This is a genomic window from Priestia sp. FSL H7-0729 (genome assembly GCF_038005685.1).
Taxonomy (GTDB): domain Bacteria; phylum Bacillota; class Bacilli; order Paenibacillales; family Paenibacillaceae; genus Paenibacillus.
Genome location: NZ_JBBOTQ010000001.1, coordinates 437744 through 457928, shown reverse-complemented (window position 1 = coordinate 457928; position 20185 = coordinate 437744). Strand labels below are relative to the sequence as shown.

The 20185-nt window shown below is 44.6% G+C and carries 12 protein-coding genes; 8 read left to right on the top strand and 4 right to left on the bottom strand.

Features of this window, described 5'->3' with window-relative positions:
- Positions 1–155 precede the first annotated feature (155 nt).
- Together MHH93_RS02025 and MHH93_RS02020 are read right to left on the bottom strand one after the other, a co-directional pair.
- Positions 156–992, bottom strand: coding sequence for an alpha/beta fold hydrolase (locus MHH93_RS02025; protein ID WP_500052550.1), 837 nt, complete (start codon positions 990–992; stop codon positions 156–158).
- Positions 993–1441: 449 nt separating this feature from the next.
- Positions 1442–2506, bottom strand: a complete 1065-nt coding sequence (locus MHH93_RS02020) for a GntR family transcriptional regulator (protein ID WP_500052548.1) — start codon at positions 2504–2506, stop codon at positions 1442–1444.
- Positions 2507–2768: 262 nt separating this feature from the next.
- Here MHH93_RS02020 and MHH93_RS02015 point away from each other — a divergent pair, with 262 nt between their 5' ends.
- The 5 genes from MHH93_RS02015 (at position 2769) to MHH93_RS01995 (ending at position 9312) form a co-directional block, all read left to right on the top strand.
- Positions 2769–4106, top strand: a complete 1338-nt coding sequence (locus tag MHH93_RS02015; protein ID WP_500052547.1) for an ABC transporter substrate-binding protein — start codon at positions 2769–2771, stop codon at positions 4104–4106.
- 84 nt (positions 4107–4190) lie between these two features.
- Positions 4191–5087 (top strand): carbohydrate ABC transporter permease, encoded by an 897-nt coding sequence (locus tag MHH93_RS02010; RefSeq protein WP_307535908.1) that lies wholly within the window; start codon positions 4191–4193, stop codon positions 5085–5087.
- Between the two features lies 1 nt (position 5088).
- Positions 5089–5937 (top strand): carbohydrate ABC transporter permease, encoded by an 849-nt coding sequence (locus MHH93_RS02005; RefSeq protein ID WP_500052545.1) that lies wholly within the window; start codon positions 5089–5091, stop codon positions 5935–5937.
- Between the two features lie 27 nt (positions 5938–5964).
- Positions 5965–6948 (top strand): family 43 glycosylhydrolase, encoded by a 984-nt coding sequence (locus tag MHH93_RS02000; protein WP_500052544.1) that lies wholly within the window; start codon positions 5965–5967, stop codon positions 6946–6948.
- Between the two features lie 378 nt (positions 6949–7326).
- Positions 7327–9312, top strand: coding sequence for a glycoside hydrolase family 127 protein (locus MHH93_RS01995; RefSeq protein WP_500052543.1), 1986 nt, complete (start codon positions 7327–7329; stop codon positions 9310–9312).
- A gap of 27 nt (positions 9313–9339) precedes the next feature.
- On the opposite strand, the gene MHH93_RS01990 is transcribed toward MHH93_RS01995, so the two are convergent.
- Positions 9340–10233 (bottom strand): helix-turn-helix transcriptional regulator, encoded by an 894-nt coding sequence (locus MHH93_RS01990; RefSeq protein WP_500052541.1) that lies wholly within the window; start codon positions 10231–10233, stop codon positions 9340–9342.
- A gap of 295 nt (positions 10234–10528) precedes the next feature.
- Here MHH93_RS01990 and MHH93_RS01985 point away from each other — a divergent pair, with 295 nt between their 5' ends.
- Positions 10529–17848, top strand: a complete 7320-nt coding sequence (locus tag MHH93_RS01985) for a DUF5695 domain-containing protein (protein WP_500052540.1) — start codon at positions 10529–10531, stop codon at positions 17846–17848.
- Positions 17849–18030: 182 nt separating this feature from the next.
- Here the strand turns inward: MHH93_RS01985 and MHH93_RS01980 are convergent, their stop codons facing one another.
- Positions 18031–18627: a TetR/AcrR family transcriptional regulator gene (locus tag MHH93_RS01980; RefSeq protein WP_500052539.1), complete on the bottom strand. Its 597-nt coding sequence runs from the start codon at positions 18625–18627 to the stop codon at positions 18031–18033.
- A 198-nt stretch (positions 18628–18825) separates the two neighbouring features.
- Here MHH93_RS01980 and MHH93_RS01975 point away from each other — a divergent pair, with 198 nt between their 5' ends.
- Both MHH93_RS01975 and MHH93_RS01970 read left to right on the top strand, forming a co-directional pair.
- On the top strand, positions 18826–19485 hold the full coding sequence (locus MHH93_RS01975; protein WP_500052537.1) for an SDR family NAD(P)-dependent oxidoreductase: 660 nt from the start codon (positions 18826–18828) through the stop codon (positions 19483–19485).
- A 38-nt stretch (positions 19486–19523) separates the two neighbouring features.
- Positions 19524–20168 carry an NAD(P)-dependent oxidoreductase gene (locus MHH93_RS01970; RefSeq protein ID WP_500052536.1) on the top strand — a complete coding sequence of 215 codons (645 nt, stop codon included), beginning with the start codon at positions 19524–19526 and terminating at the stop codon, positions 20166–20168.
- The last annotated feature ends 17 nt before the right edge of the window (positions 20169–20185 follow it).

The window sequence follows — 20185 nt, the reverse complement described above, 5'->3', positions numbered from 1 at the left end:
GTACCAAGTAGCCGTCAATCTTATGCATAGCAGCTCTTTTTGTGTACTACCAATGATCAAGAGGGGGTTCATTCTTCATATGCGTATTCTATGAAATAATGAAAGAGCAGGACGTCTCCTATAGAGGAGACGTTCTACTTTTTCTCGAACTTAATTTAGTCCTGCAAAAACTCGATCAATGCTGCATTAAATTGTTCAGAATGGGTCGCATTAAATCCATGGGGCCCACCTTCGACAACGACCAGTCGACTGCCAGGAATGGATTCATGAGTACGTTGTCCACTCACCTCCAAAGGCACGATAGCATCTGAATCGCCATGGATAACCAGTGTTGGAATATTAAATTTCTCAAGATCCTGACGGAAATCGGTCAGTGCAAAGGCAGCAATACAATCCAATGTGCCTTTAGGTGAAGCCGCAGCTGCAATATCCCGATTATAGATGCGGAATGGTTCGCTCACGAGGTCTGTACGGTCTCCAGCAGCGAAAAAGTTACTTGTAAAACCATCCAGGAAGGCTAAACGATCCGCCTTTACCCCGTTTTGGAATTCTGCAATTGTTGCATCATCCAATCCGCCTTGAGGATTATCTTCGGTTATATAGAGATATGGAGGAACGGCTCCCGCAAATATGGCTTTGGAAACGCGCTCTGTTCCATAGGTTCCCACATAACGTGCAACTTCGCCGCCGCCCATGGAGAATCCGACTAATGTGGCATCGTGCAGATCAAGGTGTAGAATCAATTTATGCAAATCCGAAGCGAATGTATCATAGTCATAACCATCCCAAGGTTGAGAAGACTGACCGAATCCACGACGGTCATATGTGATAACACGGTAGCCTGCTTCAATTAAGGCAGGAACTTGCTTCTCCCAGGATCGCCCACTCAAAGGCCAGCCATGAATCAGAATAATTGGTTTTCCCGCACCATGATCTTCATAATACAGTTCAATTGGTTGTTCATTCTCAGCACCTACATTTACTTTAGCCATGGAAAATACCTCCATTAGTTGTTATATTTTTGTTTATACAGAAGCTATTTGGCTCAGAAACATGAATGGGGCTTGTTCATGGATCACCTCACTTTATATACCGTTTGTATCAATATAAACCGATCGGTTTATAAATGCAAGTTTTTAAATCTTACCTGGTCAACCGCTGATTAAACCAACCTAGAGACAATAACTCAAAAACACAAAGAAAGCAGCTGATCAATCATCGGCTGCTTTTTTCATTTTATAAATGATAGTTACCTTGGGAGAGACCAGAGACAGTTTATGACACAACGGGCAGCGATTATTATTATAAACTATTCTCGTTAGAGGTTCCCCTTAATAACTTTCTGTATGCGAGAGGACTGAGCTTCATCTTTTTTTTGAATGATTCTATAAAATAACTTTGGCTACTGAATCCCATATATGAACTTGCAACGATTGTCTTGTCAAGGGAAGATGAGTTGCACGGGAATAATGGCGTTCTTAGGAGAATACATATCTTCCATCTGTTCACGTAACAGCTTGACTGCTGTTCGTGCCATTTCCTGTTCATCCTGCTGCACATAAGCTACGCCAGAAAGATGTGGATTATCGAAAGATAGCAAATCGATATTGGAGCGATCGTTCAGACGACAGATAGCGGTCGATGTAAGGCGTGCTGTTTCTTCAGTCAAGGAGAAGGCTGCCGTAATTTCACTGTGGTTCTGTAAGAATTCGCTTACATAGTCCAATGCATGCTCGCTGCGTAGAATGTTGAGAGGGATGTGACACCACAAGCTCTTGTCAATCGAGATACCTTGATCTGTATATGCCTGCTCGAAACCAAGCGTGCGATCCTCGACGGCTGTATTGGCATTTTCAGGTGAGATGAGCGCAATCTGCTGATGACTCTTGGATAACAAATGGGATACGGCCTTATACGCACCGCCGTAATTGTCGGATGTAATGGTGTACGTCTCAATGTTGCGCAGATAGCGGTCGATGAACACACACGGAAATCTGTCGAGCGACAGACGCAGTAATGATTCGTTGTACTTCTCATCTTCCGTCGGAAAAACGATCAGCCCCTTCACACCGAGTTCCGTTAGTGTACGGATGACGTTTGTTTCGATAGAGGAGGACTCTCGCGTGATGCTAAGTACCATGTTGAGGCCGGCTTCTTGCAGGAATTGTTCTGTGTAGTCAACGAGCTTTTGAATGACACGGGTTCTCATCGTCGGAATGATGAAGCCGATGAGCGGTATGGAGGACGCGCTGCCTTGGGATGGTGGAGAATGGATGCTAGAAACAACAAGACTTGAAGAGACGAATGAGCCTTTGCCTTGTACGCGTATAATTAATCCTTCGTCAGCGAGTAGGGTTAGGGCGTTCTTGACGGTAATTTTACTTACTCTGAATTCGTCCATTAGTTCTTGCTCAGAAGGAATGCGGTCTGTGGGCCGAAGCTGCCCTGATTTAATTTTCTGTATAATATTTTCTTGAATTTGTTTGTAGAGCGCCAGCTTTTTCAAAGAGTAGCATCTCCCCATAAACTTTATGATTTTATAATCAATTGGTTATATAAAGCCTATTTCATATATATTATAATACGGCATGTAAAGCGCTTACAATATGAAATCTGAGAAATTGTTGCGATGGGGTCTTTTCTTTGAACGGTTAGAATGATGTTGAGAATGGTGGTGCTAAGATGGATTGAAACCGCTTAAATTAACAGAACTAACTAGTCAGCCGACTTTTCAAATGCATAACACAAAAAGAGAGGATGACGAACAAATGAAAAAACGCAGTATGTTAATCTCCATCGTTACAGTCCTTATGATGTCCCTTTTTTTCACAGCATGTGGTAACCCTTCTGATTCAAATACGGAAACACAGCAATTAGGCGCTAATGCCGGTGAGAACGCAACAGAATTGTCGTTTTGGACATTTGTGGATTTGCACGGCAAGCATTTGGATAAAATGCTGGGCTTATGGAACCAAGAGAACCCAGACAAACAGATTAAGTTGAATGTAACGGTTATGCCTTACGATGATATGCACAACAAGCTTTTATTGGCAGTTACAAGCGGAAAAGGTGCTCCTGATATCGCGGATATCGAGCTTGGTCAATTCCCTAAATTCCTGGAAGGTGACAACGTTCCACTGGAATCTTTGAATGATGTATTTGCACCATACAAAGACGTTGTTGTTCCTTCGCGTGTCGAGATTTACTCCAAAGCCGATCAGGTTTATGGCTTTGATTATCACGTAGGTGCAACACTTGCTTTCTACAACACTGAAATTCTCGAACAAGCAGGTGTTGACTACAAGAAAATCATAACGTGGGAAGATTACAAACAAGCAGGTATCAAGGTTTATGAAAAGACTGGCAAGTACTTAGGTACTGCTGATACATCTGCTACGTGGCAAGCATCGTTGCTGTTAGCTCAGCAAAACACTGATTTTACAGATGAAAATGGTAATCCAAAGGTGAACTCGCCTGAAATGATTAAAGCGTATGAAATGTTAGTTGATCTGCAGAAGAACAATGTTATTCATACGATCCCAGGCGGACAACCCGACACAGAAGAAGCAAAAGGCGAATACAACAAAGGAAACTACGCAAGTGCATTGATGCCTGAGTGGTACATGTCCCGCTTTGTAAACGAAATGAAGGACCTTAACGGTAAGTATGCAATTGCTCCATTGCCTGTATTTGAAGAAGGTAATCCTCGTTCGGTTGGCTTAGGTGGTACTGGGACAGTTGTTACGAAGAGTGGTAAAGACGTTCAATTGGCCAAAGAATTTGTAGCCTTTGCTAAGCTTTCGAAAGAAGCTACGACTGAAATCTGGAATACACTTGGATTTGACCCAATCAACATGGAAGTATGGAAAGACGATGCAGTAACGAAAAACCCTGATAATGAATACGTCCAATACTTTAAAACAAATGCATTTGATACTTTGAATGAAATCAAAGACGAAATTCAAGCGATCAAATCCGTTAAAGCTTCACCGACCATCGGCAATATCTTCAATACGGTTACTTTGAACGCCATCTTTGAAGATGGTCAAGACGTGAAGGAAGCGTTGGATGAAGCACAAGCAGCAATTGAACAAGAATTGAAATAAATATAATAAGTAAATGATTTGGTTAAACCTGTCGGCAGGTATAGTAGTCGGCAGGTTTAACCTTAGTCAAGGGAGATTGAGAATATGATAAAGAAATTTGTATACTCTCAAAAAGTGGCGCCTTATGTTTTTGTGTTGCCATTTATACTTATATTTTTGATATTCTGGTTTTTTCCACTTGTAAATTCATTCGTAATGAGCTTTCAAGATCGGATGTTGGGACAGGATCCTAAATGGATTGGTGAAGCAAATTATTCGAAACTACTTACTGATAAAGTGTTTTTGACATCTATTAGAAATAGCGTTGTGTACATGTTAGGAACCTTAGTGCTGTTAATTCCTTTCCCAATGTTATTCGCCGTTATGATCAACAGTAAGTTAATGAAGGGAAGAGAGTTTTTTAAATCTTCGTTCTTTCTACCTGCGTTAACATCTGTCGCAGTTGCGGGTACCATTTTCCGCCTTACATTCGGTGAAATGGAAGGTTCATTAATGAATAGTTTCCTGGGTCTATTTGGTATAGAGCCTATTAAATTTTTGAAAGACGGAAATTGGAGTATGGCAGCACTGTTAATCCTCGCATGTTGGAGATGGACAGGTGTTAATATGCTTTACTATCTATCCGGTTTGAAAAGCATTGACAATGAATATTATGAGGCTGCTTCAATTGACGGGGCATCTGCTTGGCAGAAGTTTAGAACGATCACAATGCCATTATTGAAGCCGACCACAGTATATGTTACGACAATAAGTGTTTATGCAGGATTAGCCATGTTTACCGAGAGCCTGATGATGTTCAACGGTAACAATTCACCCAAAAATATTGGCTTAACCATTGTTGGATACCTGTACAGACAAGGGATTGAGCAGAATAAGCTGGGTTACGCAGCTGCAGTTGGTATCATTCTGTTAGTCATTGCTATGGTTATCAATTTAACGCAGTTGAAATTTAGTGGAATGTTCAAAAAGGAGGAGGATTAAAGTGGGCAGAAGTCAGACGAGGAGTGATTTCATCTCTAGAATAGTAATTATTTGTTTATTCATAATACTATTCGTTTTAATTATGATTCCATTCTATGCAGTGGCCCTATCTTCCTTTAAACCCGGTGAATCATTAGTTAGATATGGTCTTAACCTAAGTTTGGATTTTGAAATCATGAGTTTTGATAATTTCATCTATCTGTTTACTGGACAACATGATTATTTTGTGTGGTTTTGGAACAGTATGATTTTAACAATCGTTCAAGTGGTTTTAACGCTTTTTGTAAGCGCATTTGTTGCTTATGGTTTTGCAGCATATGATTTTAAAGGTAAGAACTTCCTCTTTATTTGTGTTTTGCTCATTATGATGGTGCCTTTCGAAATACTGCTGGTTCCTTTGTACAGCCTAATTAATGATTTGGGAATGGTGAATAGCTATTCGGCAATCATTCTGCCCGGTATAGCCAATGCCGCAACAATATTTTTCTTCAGGCAATATCTACGAAGCATACCCAAAGAGATTATTCAATCCGGGCGGGTTGATGGGGCAAACGAGTATGCGATTTATTTTAGACTAATTATGCCGATTATGAAGCCATCCTTTGCAGCGATGGCCATTCTGAATGGTATGAATAGCTGGAATAATCTGTTGTGGCCATTCATGGTGTTAGGAGATCAGAGTAAATATACACTTCCAATTGGTTTGAAAACGTTGTTAACTCCTTATGGCAATAACTATGATCTATTGATCGTGGGCTCCTTCTTCTCCATCATTCCAATTTTTATACTGTTCATTGCTTTCCAGAAATACTTCATAGACGGTATGACTGCAGGTGCAGTTAAAGGGTAGTAATATTATGATGAAACAGGTGATAAGATGGAAGTCCAAAAAAGAGTGTTACACGACGTACAACCATTGATTGAGCAGAAAGCCGATCCTTTTATTTACCGACATTCAGACGGTTATTATTACTTCGTAGCATCCGTTCCGGAGTATGACCGGATTGAAATCCGTAGAGCCCAGAACCTTGAAGGGCTTGTTACATCAACTCCTGTAGTGATCTGGAGAAAGCGCGAGACGGGTATCCTTAGTGCCAATATTTGGGCACCTGAACTGCATTTTATTGATGACAAATGGTACGTGTATTTCGCTGCCGCACACACGACGGAAACGAATGAAGGCTTGTTCGATCATCGGATGTACGTGCTAGAGAATGAAAATGTCAATCCGCTCGAAGGCAGTTGGACGGAAAGAGGGCAGGTTCGTACCGAATGGGAAAGCTTCGCCCTTGATGCCACTACCTTTGAGCATAATGGCAGCCGTTATTACGTATGGGCACAAAAGGATCCAAATATCGAAGGTAACTCTAATCTGTATATATCCAAAATGAGCAATCCATGGACGCTGACTGGGCCGCAAACGATGATTTCAATGCCGGAATATGACTGGGAAATCATTGGTTATAAAGTGAACGAAGGCGCGGCATTTATTCGCAAGGATAATCGGGTATTCCTCTCTTACTCGGCTAGCGCCACCGATTTCAATTATTGCATGGGCTTACTTGAAGCCGATGCGGATGCTGATTTGCTCGATGCCGCCTCATGGCGCAAGTCGCAAGCAGCGGTTTTCTCCACTGATGAGAGTATCTCAATGTATGGTCCCGGTCATAATTCCTTCACGGTGTCAGAGACTGACGAAAAGACGCTATTTGTGTTCCACGCAAGAACGTACAAGAACATTATAGGAGAACCGCTGTACGATCCGAATCGCCATACATTTGTGACGGAGCTTTTGTGGACGGCAGACGGTAGGCCTGATTTCCGCGGCTCTGTTGCAGCACTTGCACGTTCTGTAAAGTGAACGAGTGTCCAACAAGGTTGGTTGATGGATTCAGTTATCCCGGGAAAACATATCAAAAAAGAAAAGTCGCTGATCAATAGGATCGGCGGCTTTTTTTATGTTATCGGTCCGAGTTATAGTCCATGCCAAGGACAAGAACTTCTACGATTGCCGGAATGGACAAGAACATTGTCCGATTGCCGTTTAAATGTGCATCTAAAGGACTGGATTTGAGTCACTTACAGCTAGACGACCTGTAAGGGGTAAGTTTCTGATTTGTTAGAAGGCTAGCATATGACAAGGTTGTAATTATGTAAATTTCAGTTGGAAATGATGATTTCAGCCTGATGTAATGATTTGTAAAATAAGGTTATCAAAAAAGAACAAGGAGAGGTTCCCATGACAAAGCCAGACGTCACGCACCATCCACAGACCTCAGGTTATAGCCATAAAATCAACGATCCATTCTGGTCGCATTATATTGAACTGGTCCGCAACGTAGTTGTTCCTTATCAATGGGAAGCGCTCAATGACCGTATCGAAGGAGCTGAACCAAGCCGGGCCATTCGGAATTTCCGCATTGCTGCAGGGGATGAAGAGGGCGTTCATTATGGCATGGTTTTTCAGGATAGCGATGTTGCGAAATGGATTGAAGCAGCTTCGTATCTGCTCTCCGCGAAGCCCGACCCGGAACTGGAGGTCCTCGTGGATTCTGTTATTGAGATCATAGCTCGGGCACAGCAAGCCGATGGCTATTTGAACACGTACTTTACCCTCCGTGAACCTGGGGCGCGCTGGACGAATCTCGCCGAGTGTCATGAACTCTATTGTGCAGGACATATGATTGAGGCTGGTGTGGCGTACTATCACGCCACGGGCAAGCGCACGCTGCTGGATGTGGTTATTCGCCTGGCGGATCATATAGGCACCGTGTTTGGTACAGAGCCGGGACAATTGCCAGGTTATGATGGACATCAGGAGATTGAACTTGCACTCTTCAAATTGTATGAGACGACAAAGGAAGAGAAATATCTGGAACTGAGCCGTTATTTTCTGGATCAGCGGGGAGCGAATCCGCATTTTTTTGTAGAAGAATGGGAGCAAAGGGGCCGTACCATACATTTTGGCGAGTTGGACATGGTTCACCGTCATACGTACTCCCAGTCCCACCTGCCCATTAGGGAGCAATCGACAGCAGAAGGTCATGCGGTTCGCCTGGTGTACATGTGCTCGGCTATGGCAGACGTAGCTGCGAAAACGGAGGATATGCCGCTGAAAGAAGCCTGTGAACAGTTGTGGAGCAACATCGTAAGCAAGCGAATGTACATTACGGGAAGCATTGGTTCATCAGCCAAGGAAGAAGCATTTACAGGCGATTATGATCTGCCGGGAGATACTGCCTACGCAGAGACCTGTGCCTCAATTGGCCTGATCTTTTGGGCGAAGCGCATGCTGCAGATGGAGCAGGATAGCCGGTACGCAGATGTTATGGAGCGGGCACTGTACAATACGGTGATTAGTGGAATGTCTCTGGATGGCCAACGTTTCTTCTATGTGAATCCGCTTGAAGTCGATCCGAAGATTCAACGTGTGAATCCTAATTATGCCCACGTGCGAACACGCCGGCAAGGGTGGTTTGGTTGTGCCTGCTGTCCGCCGAACATTGCGCGATTAATTGCCTCGTTGAATCTATATGTATATACCCCGGCAGTAGAACAGGCTACGTTGTATGTGCAGTTGTACATCGGCGGGGAAGGGGAGTTCACACTTGAGGGTAGGAGAGCAGTCCTGACCATGGTCTCTGACTATACCTCCACCGGTAATGTGAAGTTGATCGTTCGGCCAGATGCCGCGGAGGGAATGCAGTTTACGATAGCTCTGAGAAAGCCGGACTGGTCCAAGATTCCCGAGCTGTGGATTAATGGGGAGAAGACCGAACAGGATGAGTTCACTTTTGAATGCGGTTACATTAAGGTGACCCGTACGTGGAAAGCCGGTGATGAGATCAAGCTTCACTTCCCAATGGAGTTGCTGCGGATGAAAGGGCATGATCACATCAAAGCCACTTTCGGAAAAGTAGCCATCCAGCGGGGACCGTTTATGTACTGTCTCGAAGAAGTCGACAATGGCCGCGACTTGCATCGCATTCAGCTGCCCCGAGATGCCGAGTTTCATATCGGTAGCGGGGAAGTGATGCCTCTGGAGGTTCCGGCACTTACAACCATTGGACAGAGAATCGTATCCGAAGAAGAATGGGGGATACATCTGTATCGAAGTGATGTTCACTGGGATACACAGCCTGCCGAGCTTCGGTTCATTCCTTACTTCACTTGGGCCAATCGGGATGAAGGAGAAATGAGCGTTTGGGTTCGCGAAAGTGAATAAAAAGAAGTCTACTAGTGCTGCTGCAGTTTATTGATCTGAGTTGTTGAACTTGCTGCGGAAGTTGGAAGGAGAGATGCCCTCTTTTTTCGAGAAACAGGAAGAGAAGTAGGATACATGATTGAAGCCGATCTCTTCGGCGATGCGAGCAACGGACCAGGCGGTTTGCAGCAGCAGCTTCTTGGCCTGTTCGATTCTGTAATGCAGCAGATATTCCATGGGTGTCATGCCATACACTTTCAGCATGCTGCGTGCGAGATAGTTTGGATGGTAGTTGAGTTCCTTTTGCAACATCGGATTGGAGATCGGTAGCGGGTAATTGTGGCGGATGTAGAGTTCAACTTTCTCGGCAATCCGGATTGCGGCAACGTCAGACAGTGAAGACAGCCCAAGATCCAGATGCTGCATAAATTGCTGGAAGGTCGCCTGTCGTTTCCAATTGCGCATGGACTGAGGTTCCTGATCAAGCTGAGAGAAATGCTCCAGCAGTTCCATATCTTTGATTGCAATGTGCAAATGTTTGGGAATGAAGATGGAACAGACATCACAGTGGTTCAGATATGCGCTCACCTTATGTGTCTCGATTAACTCGGCTTGATTGGCGAGGCATTCGTCCATGTTGGCAGATTCTCTCCAGCTGCCAAAGGTTTGAAAATGAATCCAGATCATTTCCGTTTCCGCCTTACAGGCTGCGCTGCCGTAATGATGTCCATCCGGCTTAAGGATCAGTGCTTCTCCTTGGTTCAGAATCCATTCAGTCCCGTTCTCGCTAATGGCGAGCGAACCGCGTGTAACAACAATTAGATCAAAAACACCGATGTCACTGCGGCTAATGTGATATTCACCGGCTTGGTAACAAGCACGTCCGCAATCAATAAAATAGGGAATGGGCGGGGTGATGAAATGAAGGATGGGCGAGTCCAATCCGGCACCTCCGAGCAGGTTGAAATATTTAAAATCCATGTTGGCATCGAGCATTTATTTTTTATGATACAGCAAGTAACATAAAAAATAAAGCGCTTACGAAATTCAGTTTTAACCTTCCACGGATTCAGGTTTAGAACCTTATCTTCACTCTTTAGAGATTCTACTTTAGACGAAAGAATGAACGTCATTTTCGATGGATCGGTCAAAGATATTTCGTAGAAGAAACTATACTTACCGGTTTAAGAGAATTAAACCCCTAATGGATATGATCACATATATACAGGAGGTTATAATGACAATGATTTCGAAAAAGTGGAAGCCGCTCATGATTGCGCTGCTCTTGGCATTTTCAAGTCTGCCGCTGCAGGTTAGCGCTTTGCCTGGGGCCGCGATGGCTGCGGTAAAGACCGGTATCTCCAATGCCAGCCTGTCGGCCAAAGTCGGCGACTTAGGTCAGATTGAAGAGCTCTATATTAACAACAATCCTACCAATAAACAGGGGAAGCCAATCAATTTCGTCCTGCCTAACACTACATCGCCGCAGAATGGTACCCAGCACCAATGGATGGGGGAACTGATCTTCTCTTACCGTACGGGTGCCAATGGACAATTCCCTGATAACAGGGACGGCTTTGTAGAAGTTGATACCAATAAAACATTGGCTGCCGGGGGATCTACACAAGTCTCGACCATTAATCCGGATAACCCCTATATGAACAAGACCGCATCAGCAGACGGCAAGAAGGTAGAAGTCAACTTTATTGGACAGAACCTAAATTCTACAGACCAGCGGGTAATGAAGGGCTTCGATGTGAAATCCGTATTTGATATGGAGACCGATGATGGTTCAATGCTTTGGGAAATTACGGTGAAGAACAAAAGCAATCAGTATATCGAATTCGGGGATATCGGCTTGCCGATGCCTTGGAATAACAAATATCAGACCTTATCCGATACCTATGATGACCGTGTGACGGTGCATAATTTCGCAGGTGCTGACAGTGGGTATTCTTATGCCATCCGCACCAGTGGTGAGGGGAACTTCATGCTCTTCACTCCGGTGCCGGAGAGCGGCGCTCGAATCGAGTATGTGGATTATTGGATGCATGAAGCAGGAGAGCGACGTGCTGCAGATACCTTTAAGAACTGGACAGGAGACAGTGGCGGCTGGTATCCAGGGCTGAACGTGCTCTATATTCACTCCAAAGAAATCCAGAAAACGGGACGCGGATACTTCACTGATGCTTCCAGCCTCGTTCTAGGACCGGATGAGTCCAAGACGTATAAGTTCAAATTCTCAGCAGTCCGTGGAGGAGACAACACGCCGCAGGAAAGTACCCAAAGCCCAAATAACAGTTCGACCTCGATGGAAGACCGTGAAGCCAATCTGCGGTCCATCCTATATAAATCAGGCATGATTGATGCCGTAGCGGTGCCGGGCTTCCAGACTGCAATCAATATGCCTGTCAAGCTAGACCTGCACTATGACGACAATATCGTTGATGTACAATCCATCGATATTCAAAATGTGGCAGAGAATGATCCTTTTGATGAAGCGCATATTCCGGATATCAAGCCTGGGAAGAGCAGAAAGGAAATGGTTGACAACTCGCGGGCCGGACGTGGACTGTCTGACGGGAACCCTGGCTACAACGAGTCGGTTGAGTTTGTGGAGACCAAGATCGTAAATGGTGAACAGCATCACATCTATTCGCTTCAGTTTGATTCGATCGGCAATAACAGCGTGCGTATCGAATATAAGCTGAAGGACGGCAACGAATGGGTGGATAAATTCACTCAATTTGAATTCAATGTTCTAGCCGAGCTCGATGCAGTCTCGGATGCCCATTCCGAATTCATGGTCCAGCAAACACAGGATAAGAACCTGGAAAGTCCGACTTATGGTAACTATTTCGACTGGTATCTTACAAGTGGCATCGATCTCAATACAAGCCATTGGGGGGATGACTGGAGCCATGATAACATCAACTTCATGACGATGAAGAACTATCTGGCTCCAAGTCCCGATGAAATTCGCTCTATCGAGACATACCTGATTGATTTCATGTGGGAACGATACATGAAGAATACGCAGGATAGCTACATCGTTGCGAACTGGCTGAAAGATTCTGGAGCGTACACCGACAAAGATAAGCCTTATACTCGTACGTTCTCCGAAATCATGGAAGCTACAGGATTTTTCAACATGTACCGGATTCAGAAGGCTTATCCTAATCTGATCGAGTACCGGGAATCGCCTCAGTTTTATCTGGAGAAAGCTTATAACATCTACTATAAGCGTGTTTCCACCGGGGCCATCGGATTCTATGGCGAGCAGCAAATCCCGCATATGATTGAAGCACTGAAGGAAGAGGGGATGCAGACCGAGTCAGCCAATCTGCAGAAAAAGTTCGCCCTCGACAAGGGACGGAATATGACTAGAGCCACTTATCCTTACGGGTCGGAATTTGAATATGACAATACTGGCGAAGAAGGGGCTTATGCAGCAGCGAAGGCACTGCGCACGTACTATCCAGCAGACGCACTTACAGGTGCAGCTGAGAAAAGTATGGAAATGGCCGATTGGAAAACACGTGCCATGCGCGGTATTCAGCCTACCTGGTTCCATTATTCCGTGCCCGTTTTCCGCGGCGGTGAAGGCTGGTGGAATTTCCAATACACTGCGTCTCTAGCAGGATACATTATGGATGACTGGTTAAGGTATGAGAACGATGGCAGATCGGTGGAGCAGAAGGCCATTGCACAGCAGCGAAATTATGCCGCGAAGATTTCGAACTTCAATGCCGTCAATATGGGACAGATTTCGGCTAATTCAGTTGGCAGTACCTCTTGGAGATATTCGATGTATAAAGGAGGTACAGGTACGAAGGACGTATACGATGGCGGCTCACGCGTCATGAGTAACGGCTGGAATGATTTTTCGGGCGAATCGGAAGAAGGCCTCTATGGTTCCCTTCTTAGCATCAGTTCCGATATTGTTACAGATCCGATATTCGGGCTCTTTGGTTATGGAGCGCTGGTGAGTGACCAAGGAGACAGCTACAACATTACGCCGAAAGACGGTTTCGGCAAACGAATCAATCTGATCGATGAGAAAATCTATTTGGAGCTGGAAAGTGATAAAGTAGAAAGCGCGCAAATTCAAAAAAATGGTAAGGGTTTTACACTTCAGCTCCTGAATCCATCAGGGAAAGCGCATACTTCACGGATTTTGTTTGATGGAGTGGGGATGGAGAATGGCTACTATACCATGAAGCTGGATGGTGCAGCTGCCGGACAGTTCTATGTTCAGAACAATGAAGGCGTTGCCATGTTTCAGATGGGTAGCGTGCAGCGTGCTGAATTGATCATTGAAAAGTCAGCCGGCGGCGAAAATGAAGCTCCGCAAATTACTGTAGAGCTGGCGACACAACATCCACAGGCGTTGATTCCATTTATGCTGAATGGGATTGTAACCGATGATGGCGCGCCGAAAGGGACTCTATCTTATCAATGGGAAGTGGTCAGCGCTCCGGAAGGCGGCAAGCTAACCTTTACTCATCCGAAAGCAAGCATTACACAGGCTACGGGTACCAAAGCAGGTTCGTATACGGTTAAGCTTAGTGCAAGTGATGGACAACTGATTGGCTCCAGCCAAATCATCTTCGAGCTGGCTTCACCGCCGGATAAACAGCCTCCAGCAATAGGCCAAGTGACTGCGGTTCAGGATGTTTCCAATAACAGTATTGTAGTATTGTCAGGGGAGGCAATTCCTGACCCTGTGCATAGCGATGCAGAAGAACCCCAGTTGAAGTACACTTGGGCCGTCAAGCAAAAGCCTGAAGGTTCAGCAGACATTTCCTTTGTAGATGGTGACAAAGCTGCAGCCTATGCGCGTATAAGCACGGCAGGCACCTACACGTTTACCTTCAGTGCGGCAGACGAAGATAAGAAGGCCAGCAAGGATATAACGATAGAGATCAGGGAAGATACCGTTGACGTTTACCGGGCATTAAGCGTAGTGACCAAGAAGGATATTGAACCAGAACTTCCTAGACAAATCTATATTTTGTCAGAGGAAGGGTATCTAGAGCAGGAAATCACTTGGGATGCTATTGATCCAAGCAGCTATGCTAGTGTAGGCCAATTTGAAGCCAGAGGAACGGTCAATGGAAGTGCTTTGGAGGTATGGGCTACCGTACATGTCGTGAATACTGAGCTGCAAAATGCGGCGCTGACAGCCAAGGCTTCCGCTAGCTTCTCTGGTGGCGACGGTTATCCGGAAGCGATGAATAACGGCATTGAACCTAAAAGCTCGGCAGATTTCTCTCCGAACCGAGGTGCCCCCAACAGTGCATGGCATAACTGGGGTAGAGAAGGAGATCCAGCATGGGTGACGTATGAATGGGATCAGCCATTCCTGGCCTCATCCATCGATGTATATGTATTTCAAGACAACGGCGGAAACTTTCGTCCGAAGGATATGCAGCTTATGCTTCGCGGCGAAGATGGGAAATGGTATACCCCGCGAGACATAAAGGGATTGGGCAATGAACTTAATAAATACAATACAACGACCTTTGAGCCAGCCTATATTACAGGTGTTCGTATGGACATGAAGCCTTCCGTTAATGGCAGTGGTATTCTGGAATGGAAGGTATACGGCTATACCGGAGCGGTAGATAAGACAGAACTGATCAAGGTCTATAACTATGTAAATACATTAAATGCTTCGAACCTTGCAGATCCAGGTCTTGCACCAATCGAAGCGGCGAAGACGAAAGCAGCTGCTGTGATCAAGAATATAAATGCCACAGACGAGGAGATTGCCCTGGCGCTCGAAAAGTTGCTGACGGATTTGCGTCTGCTGAGTCCGAATGACGGTAATATGGCTTTCCTCGCGAATGCTTCTTCCAGCTTCACCTCACCCTGGGAGAGTCTGGCGGCAGTGAATGATGGAAGGAAGGATAGCAACAACATTTCGCATTGGGGAACCTGGGGTCATGAAGGCGCAGAGGAGTGGGTGCAATATGAATGGCCGCAGGGTACATCTATCAGGAGTTCGAATTTGGTGCTGTGGTCAGATGGCGGTGGAATCAAGCCGCCTACCCAAATTGTATATTCCTACATCCCGGCGGATAGCGCAACTGATGAATGGATAACAGCGGGAACGATTACGGAGGGAATCAAAGTGGTTGAACATATTCCAGCAGAATCCTCCAATCCTTACACATTTGACTCGGTGCTGAATGTAAAGGCAGTGCGGGTTACCCTGACCAAACAATCGCGGGCAGGCGATAACGGTGTAGGCCTATGGGAATGGGAAGTTCACCAGGCCATACCCAATCCTGATCGTGAGGCTCCAGTAACACCGGCCGGTGTGGCACCGTCCATTCCTGATGGAGATGACGGCAAACTGATCGGTGTGACAACAGAAATGGAGTATAGGAAGGAAGGCGAAGAAGAATATATTGCAATTGCAGGAATTGAGGTCACAGGTCTCACCGCCGGTAAATATTATGTCCGGTACATGAAGACCGGTTCGCTGAGCGCCAGCCTGGATAAGGAAGTCGTTATTCCGGAAGGGCAGACACAGGAGCAGGCTTCACCAGATGCGAGTGGGTGGGTGATCTCACACGCCAATTCGGATACCGGCTTAAAAGGCATAATTGAGGGCTTGGATGATACGATGGAATACCGGAAGCTGGGCGAAGAGGACTACACGCCTGTTACAGGTGCAAGTATCAACGATCTGGAGCCTGGCAGCTATCAGATCCGGTATGCAGCCACAGACAGCCTAAAGGCAAGTCCGCCGGTAACCGTGGACATTCGCAATGAAGCCAAGGCAGACAGAGAGGCACCAACAGCGGAAGGACTCGTCATTACACCGCCTACAGCGGCAGGCGAGAATGATGGCAGAATTGAAAATGTGACTTTCGATATGGAGTACCGAAAAGCGGATCAAGGTGGTTACATGCCGGTTAGTGGATCCAGTATTGAAGGCCTCGAGGCCGGCAGCTATGAGCTCCGGTACGCCGGGACGGATATGAGCAATCCAAGTCCTGCTATCCTGATCGTTGTGCCTGACGGAACCAAGCAGGAGCAAAGTCCGCCGTCCAGTGCAGAGGTCAAGGCTGTAAATGTCAGTGCAGCCGGGGCCAAGGATGGTAAGATCACTGGTGTAAGTCCTGTAATGGAATATCGGCAAGTAGGAGTGAACGCTGGCAGCTGGAATGCGATCACAGGCACAGAGGTTACAGCTCTTGGTAACGGACTCTACGAAGTAAGATATAAAGAAACGGCAACTCAATATGCGAGCCAATCCCTTACTGTCGTTATCAACGATCCAGTTGTCAATCCAGAACCACCGACGGAAACACCGTCGTCAACAAATGCACCTGTGTCAGTGACCACACCTTCACTGGCTGCTGAAGACATCAAAGTCGAAGGGAATTGGATTAAGATTGTGGCACCAAAGACGGATACCAAAACCGGTAAAGCTAAAGGAGCACCCATCCGGCAGGAATATCTTAATAAGGCTCTGGAGCATGTAAAAGCGAATAACATGAATATTAAAACAATCATGGTGGACATACCGAAAGCAGAGGGAGCCAATTCCTATGCGGTTGAGCTTCCGGCAGCTGCACTAACCGCAGCGCATGCCAACATCAAGATTGAGATTAATACGGAATTTGGAACCGTTGCAGTACCTTCTAATTTGCTGAAGTATGTATCAGGTGCCAAAAATGTGGAACTGTCACTGAACCGGCTAGATACAGTAAAGCTTCATTCAGATGTAAAATCAGTGATAGCCAGCAGACCTGTTATTGCATTCGCTGTTCAATTAGATGGAGAAGAAATGGCAACCTTGAATGCACCGGCTGAAATCAGACTGCCTTATACTCCTGATGTTGAAGAATTGGCCAATTCCAAATACCTTACAGTTTCGTACGTGGCTGTAAACAGTACATTTGTTCAGCTACTGAACGGAAAATACGACAGTGCTCTACAAGCCATGGTTTTTCCAGCCGCAAACACAGGTCAATATGCAGTTGTTTATACGAAGAAATTCTTCAATGATGTCATCAAGGATTCGTGGTACGCACCAGCGGTTGAAACAATGGCCTCCGAAGGATTCATCGACGGGACATCAGCAACAAGCTTTAGTCCCGGCCAAAAGGTCACAAGAGGTGAGTATCTAGCTTGGTTGGTAAGGACACTCGATCTCAAAGCAGAGTTCAACACCACATTCAGTGATATGAAGCGAACAGACCTCTATTATGAGGAAATCGGAATCGCCAAAGCACTCGGGATTGCCCTGGGCTCGAACGGCAGCTTTGATCCGGAAACAGAAATTGCTCGACAAGATTTGGCTGTGCTGACCACGCGGGCTTTGCGGGCAGTAGGCAAAATCGAGCAGAACCGTACAGCTGAGGAACTCAAAAGATTTACAGATGCGGCAAATGTAGCAAAGTACGCAGTTGATGATATGGCGACTATGGTTAAAATGGGTTTCATAAACGGGCGAAGCAATGTCATCTTGAGTCCTACCGGAACGACAACCAGAGCAGAAGCTACACAAGTACTGTATAAGATATTCTTACAGCTATAATTAAAGAAACCGACCTTGATCCTGTTTTCTGCAGGTCCAAGGTCGGTTTCTTTTTTAGGGAGTGCTTCAAGCATAATACCGTGCCAATGATAATTACCCACGTTTTTTAGCTATTAACAACTTAATATTGATTACGATATATATCACTCTCTATCTAGCCAGCTACTGTTCGCAAGCATTTATCACTCATCATCTATAGCAATACCTGCGGCTTTTAAGTGTCCATGAGTTAGAATTTTTCCGAATTGAGAAGCAAGTTCACTTGGAGTATAAGAAAAATCATTTTTAACCCACCATATTACAATGCCCATAAAAGTAGATGCGATATATTGAAGTAATAATTCCTTTGAAATCTTCAGGGGAATATCATCCAAGCCATCTACCACTGTATTTTTTATAATTCCCTCCATTTTTGATTGAAACCCATAAATTCTATTCTCATCAATTAACAATGCTTTATAAAAGGGAATATTGCCTTTAATTTTCTCAAGTATGGTTTGCATTAGTTGTTCAAGCATAGAGCCACTTATAGGAGATTTACTGCTCGAACAAAGCTTGAGAGTACTCTTTAATTCTTCTAACAATTCGTCCATAGATACATTTAATAAATCGGGTTTGTTCTGATAATGAAGGTAAAATGTATTTCGGTTAATCATCGCCTTATCGGCAATATCTTGGATTGTAATCCCTTCGTACCCCTTTTCATTTAGAAGTTCTATAAACGCCTTTTTTATCGAATGTTTGGAGCGAAGGATACGCAAATCGGTTTTTTTGTTCATTATGACTCGTTCCCTTAACTTTTTTTTGTTAGATATACGACATTTGGCCTCAAACTGTATTTTATCTCTCAAAATCAAAATTATTAAACATTGAATGCTGACCTTTTGTTAATCATAATAAACAAAAGATAAATATACAACAGATTGACCATTATTTATCTTACTGATAATTAACTCTAACTAAGGGAGAGATTTTAGATGAAAACGATAGCGATTGTTGGAGCAGGCGCAGGATTAGGCATGTCCATTGCAAAGAAATTCGGACAAAATGGCTTTCGCGTAGCGCTTATTGCACGAAATGAAGAAAAATTGAACCAACTGGTTATTGAATTAGAACAATTGGGAATCGAAGCTGCTTCATTTCAAGCGGACATATTAAACAAAGAACAAATTGAGACGGCTTTTGCTGCTGTTAAAGAGAAGTACGGATTTATTGATGTTCTTGAATACAGTCCCACGCCGAGCTTTGACTCAGTAGCGCCAACACTAGATGTAACTGAAGAAAATGCGTTATACCAATTTCAATATAATGTTTTAGGTGCTCTATCAAGTGTTAAACAAGTACTTCCGGATATGTTGGATAAGCAAAGCGGTGCTCTGTTATTTACAACTGGAGGTGCTTCAGTGCACCCAGTTCCAAGGATGGGTAATGTCGGAATTGCAATCTCAGGACTCCGTAATTATATCTTTAATTTGAACAGCGAATTAGCGGACAAAGGAGTTTATGCAGGTCACCTTTCGATCGGAATCTGGATGCAGCCGAATTCAGGAGTTCAAGATAAAATCGCTGATATTTGGTACGACATGTACACCAAAAAAGACAGAGTAGAAGAGTTTATAACTGAAGATAAAGTGTGAATTGAATAATTTATTTTAAAGGAGATACAAGAAAGAATATGAATATCACCATTTTTGGTGCAAGTGGTGCAATTGGACAGCTTGTAACACAACTAGCTTTAGATCACGGAGATTTCGTTACGGCATACGTCAGAAACCCCCAAAAAATCAGCCTCAAACATCCAAATTTGAGCCTTGTACAAGGGGAGCTTTCGAATACTTCTACCATCGAGAAGGCCATTACCGAATCCGATGTCGTAATCAGCACATTGGGGCCAGCATCCGATATGTCACGAAAGCTTAAAGGCACGCCGATTGCTGACGGGCACGAACTGATGATTAGGGCTATGAACGAACTTAACAAAAAAAGGTTCATTACACTTGCGACGCCAGCTTTGCAATCAGATGACGATAAGAAAAACATGTCCACGATACTTCCAGGTGTATTAGCCAAAGTTCTCCTTCCAAACGGTTATGCAGAAATGAAGAAAATGGAAGGAATGATTAAAAAATCGAATCTGGATTGGACAGTCGTTCGAATTATTAACCCCAATGTAAAATATACAGGGCAGTCTTACGACTATTCATTCGGAGATCAATCGGCTAAATGGTCTGTTTCTAGAGAGAATGTTGCCGAATTCATGTACTCTGCCACTCGAGACAACCAATTGATTAGAAAAATGCCTATTATTTATAACAAATAAGCTCAATAAAAATGTAG

Bases quoted from the DNA above. Each gene is read 5' to 3' on its own strand.
- MHH93_RS02015 (WP_500052547.1), top strand. From the start codon at position 2,769: ATGAAAAAACGCAGTATGTTAATCTCCATCGTTACAGTCCTTATGATG.
- MHH93_RS01995 (WP_500052543.1), top strand. From the start codon at position 7,327: ATGACAAAGCCAGACGTCACGCACCATCCACAGACCTCAGGTTATAGC.
- MHH93_RS01970 (WP_500052536.1), top strand. From the start codon at position 19,524: ATGAATATCACCATTTTTGGTGCAAGTGGTGCAATTGGACAGCTTGTA.
- MHH93_RS01985 (WP_500052540.1), top strand. From the start codon at position 10,529: ATGACAATGATTTCGAAAAAGTGGAAGCCGCTCATGATTGCGCTGCTC.
- MHH93_RS02010 (WP_307535908.1), top strand. From the start codon at position 4,191: ATGATAAAGAAATTTGTATACTCTCAAAAAGTGGCGCCTTATGTTTTT.
- MHH93_RS02025 (WP_500052550.1), bottom strand. From the start codon at position 992: ATGGCTAAAGTAAATGTAGGTGCTGAGAATGAACAACCAATTGAACTG.
- MHH93_RS01975 (WP_500052537.1), top strand. From the start codon at position 18,826: ATGAAAACGATAGCGATTGTTGGAGCAGGCGCAGGATTAGGCATGTCC.
- MHH93_RS01980 (WP_500052539.1), bottom strand. From the start codon at position 18,627: ATGAACAAAAAAACCGATTTGCGTATCCTTCGCTCCAAACATTCGATA.
- MHH93_RS02000 (WP_500052544.1), top strand. From the start codon at position 5,965: ATGGAAGTCCAAAAAAGAGTGTTACACGACGTACAACCATTGATTGAG.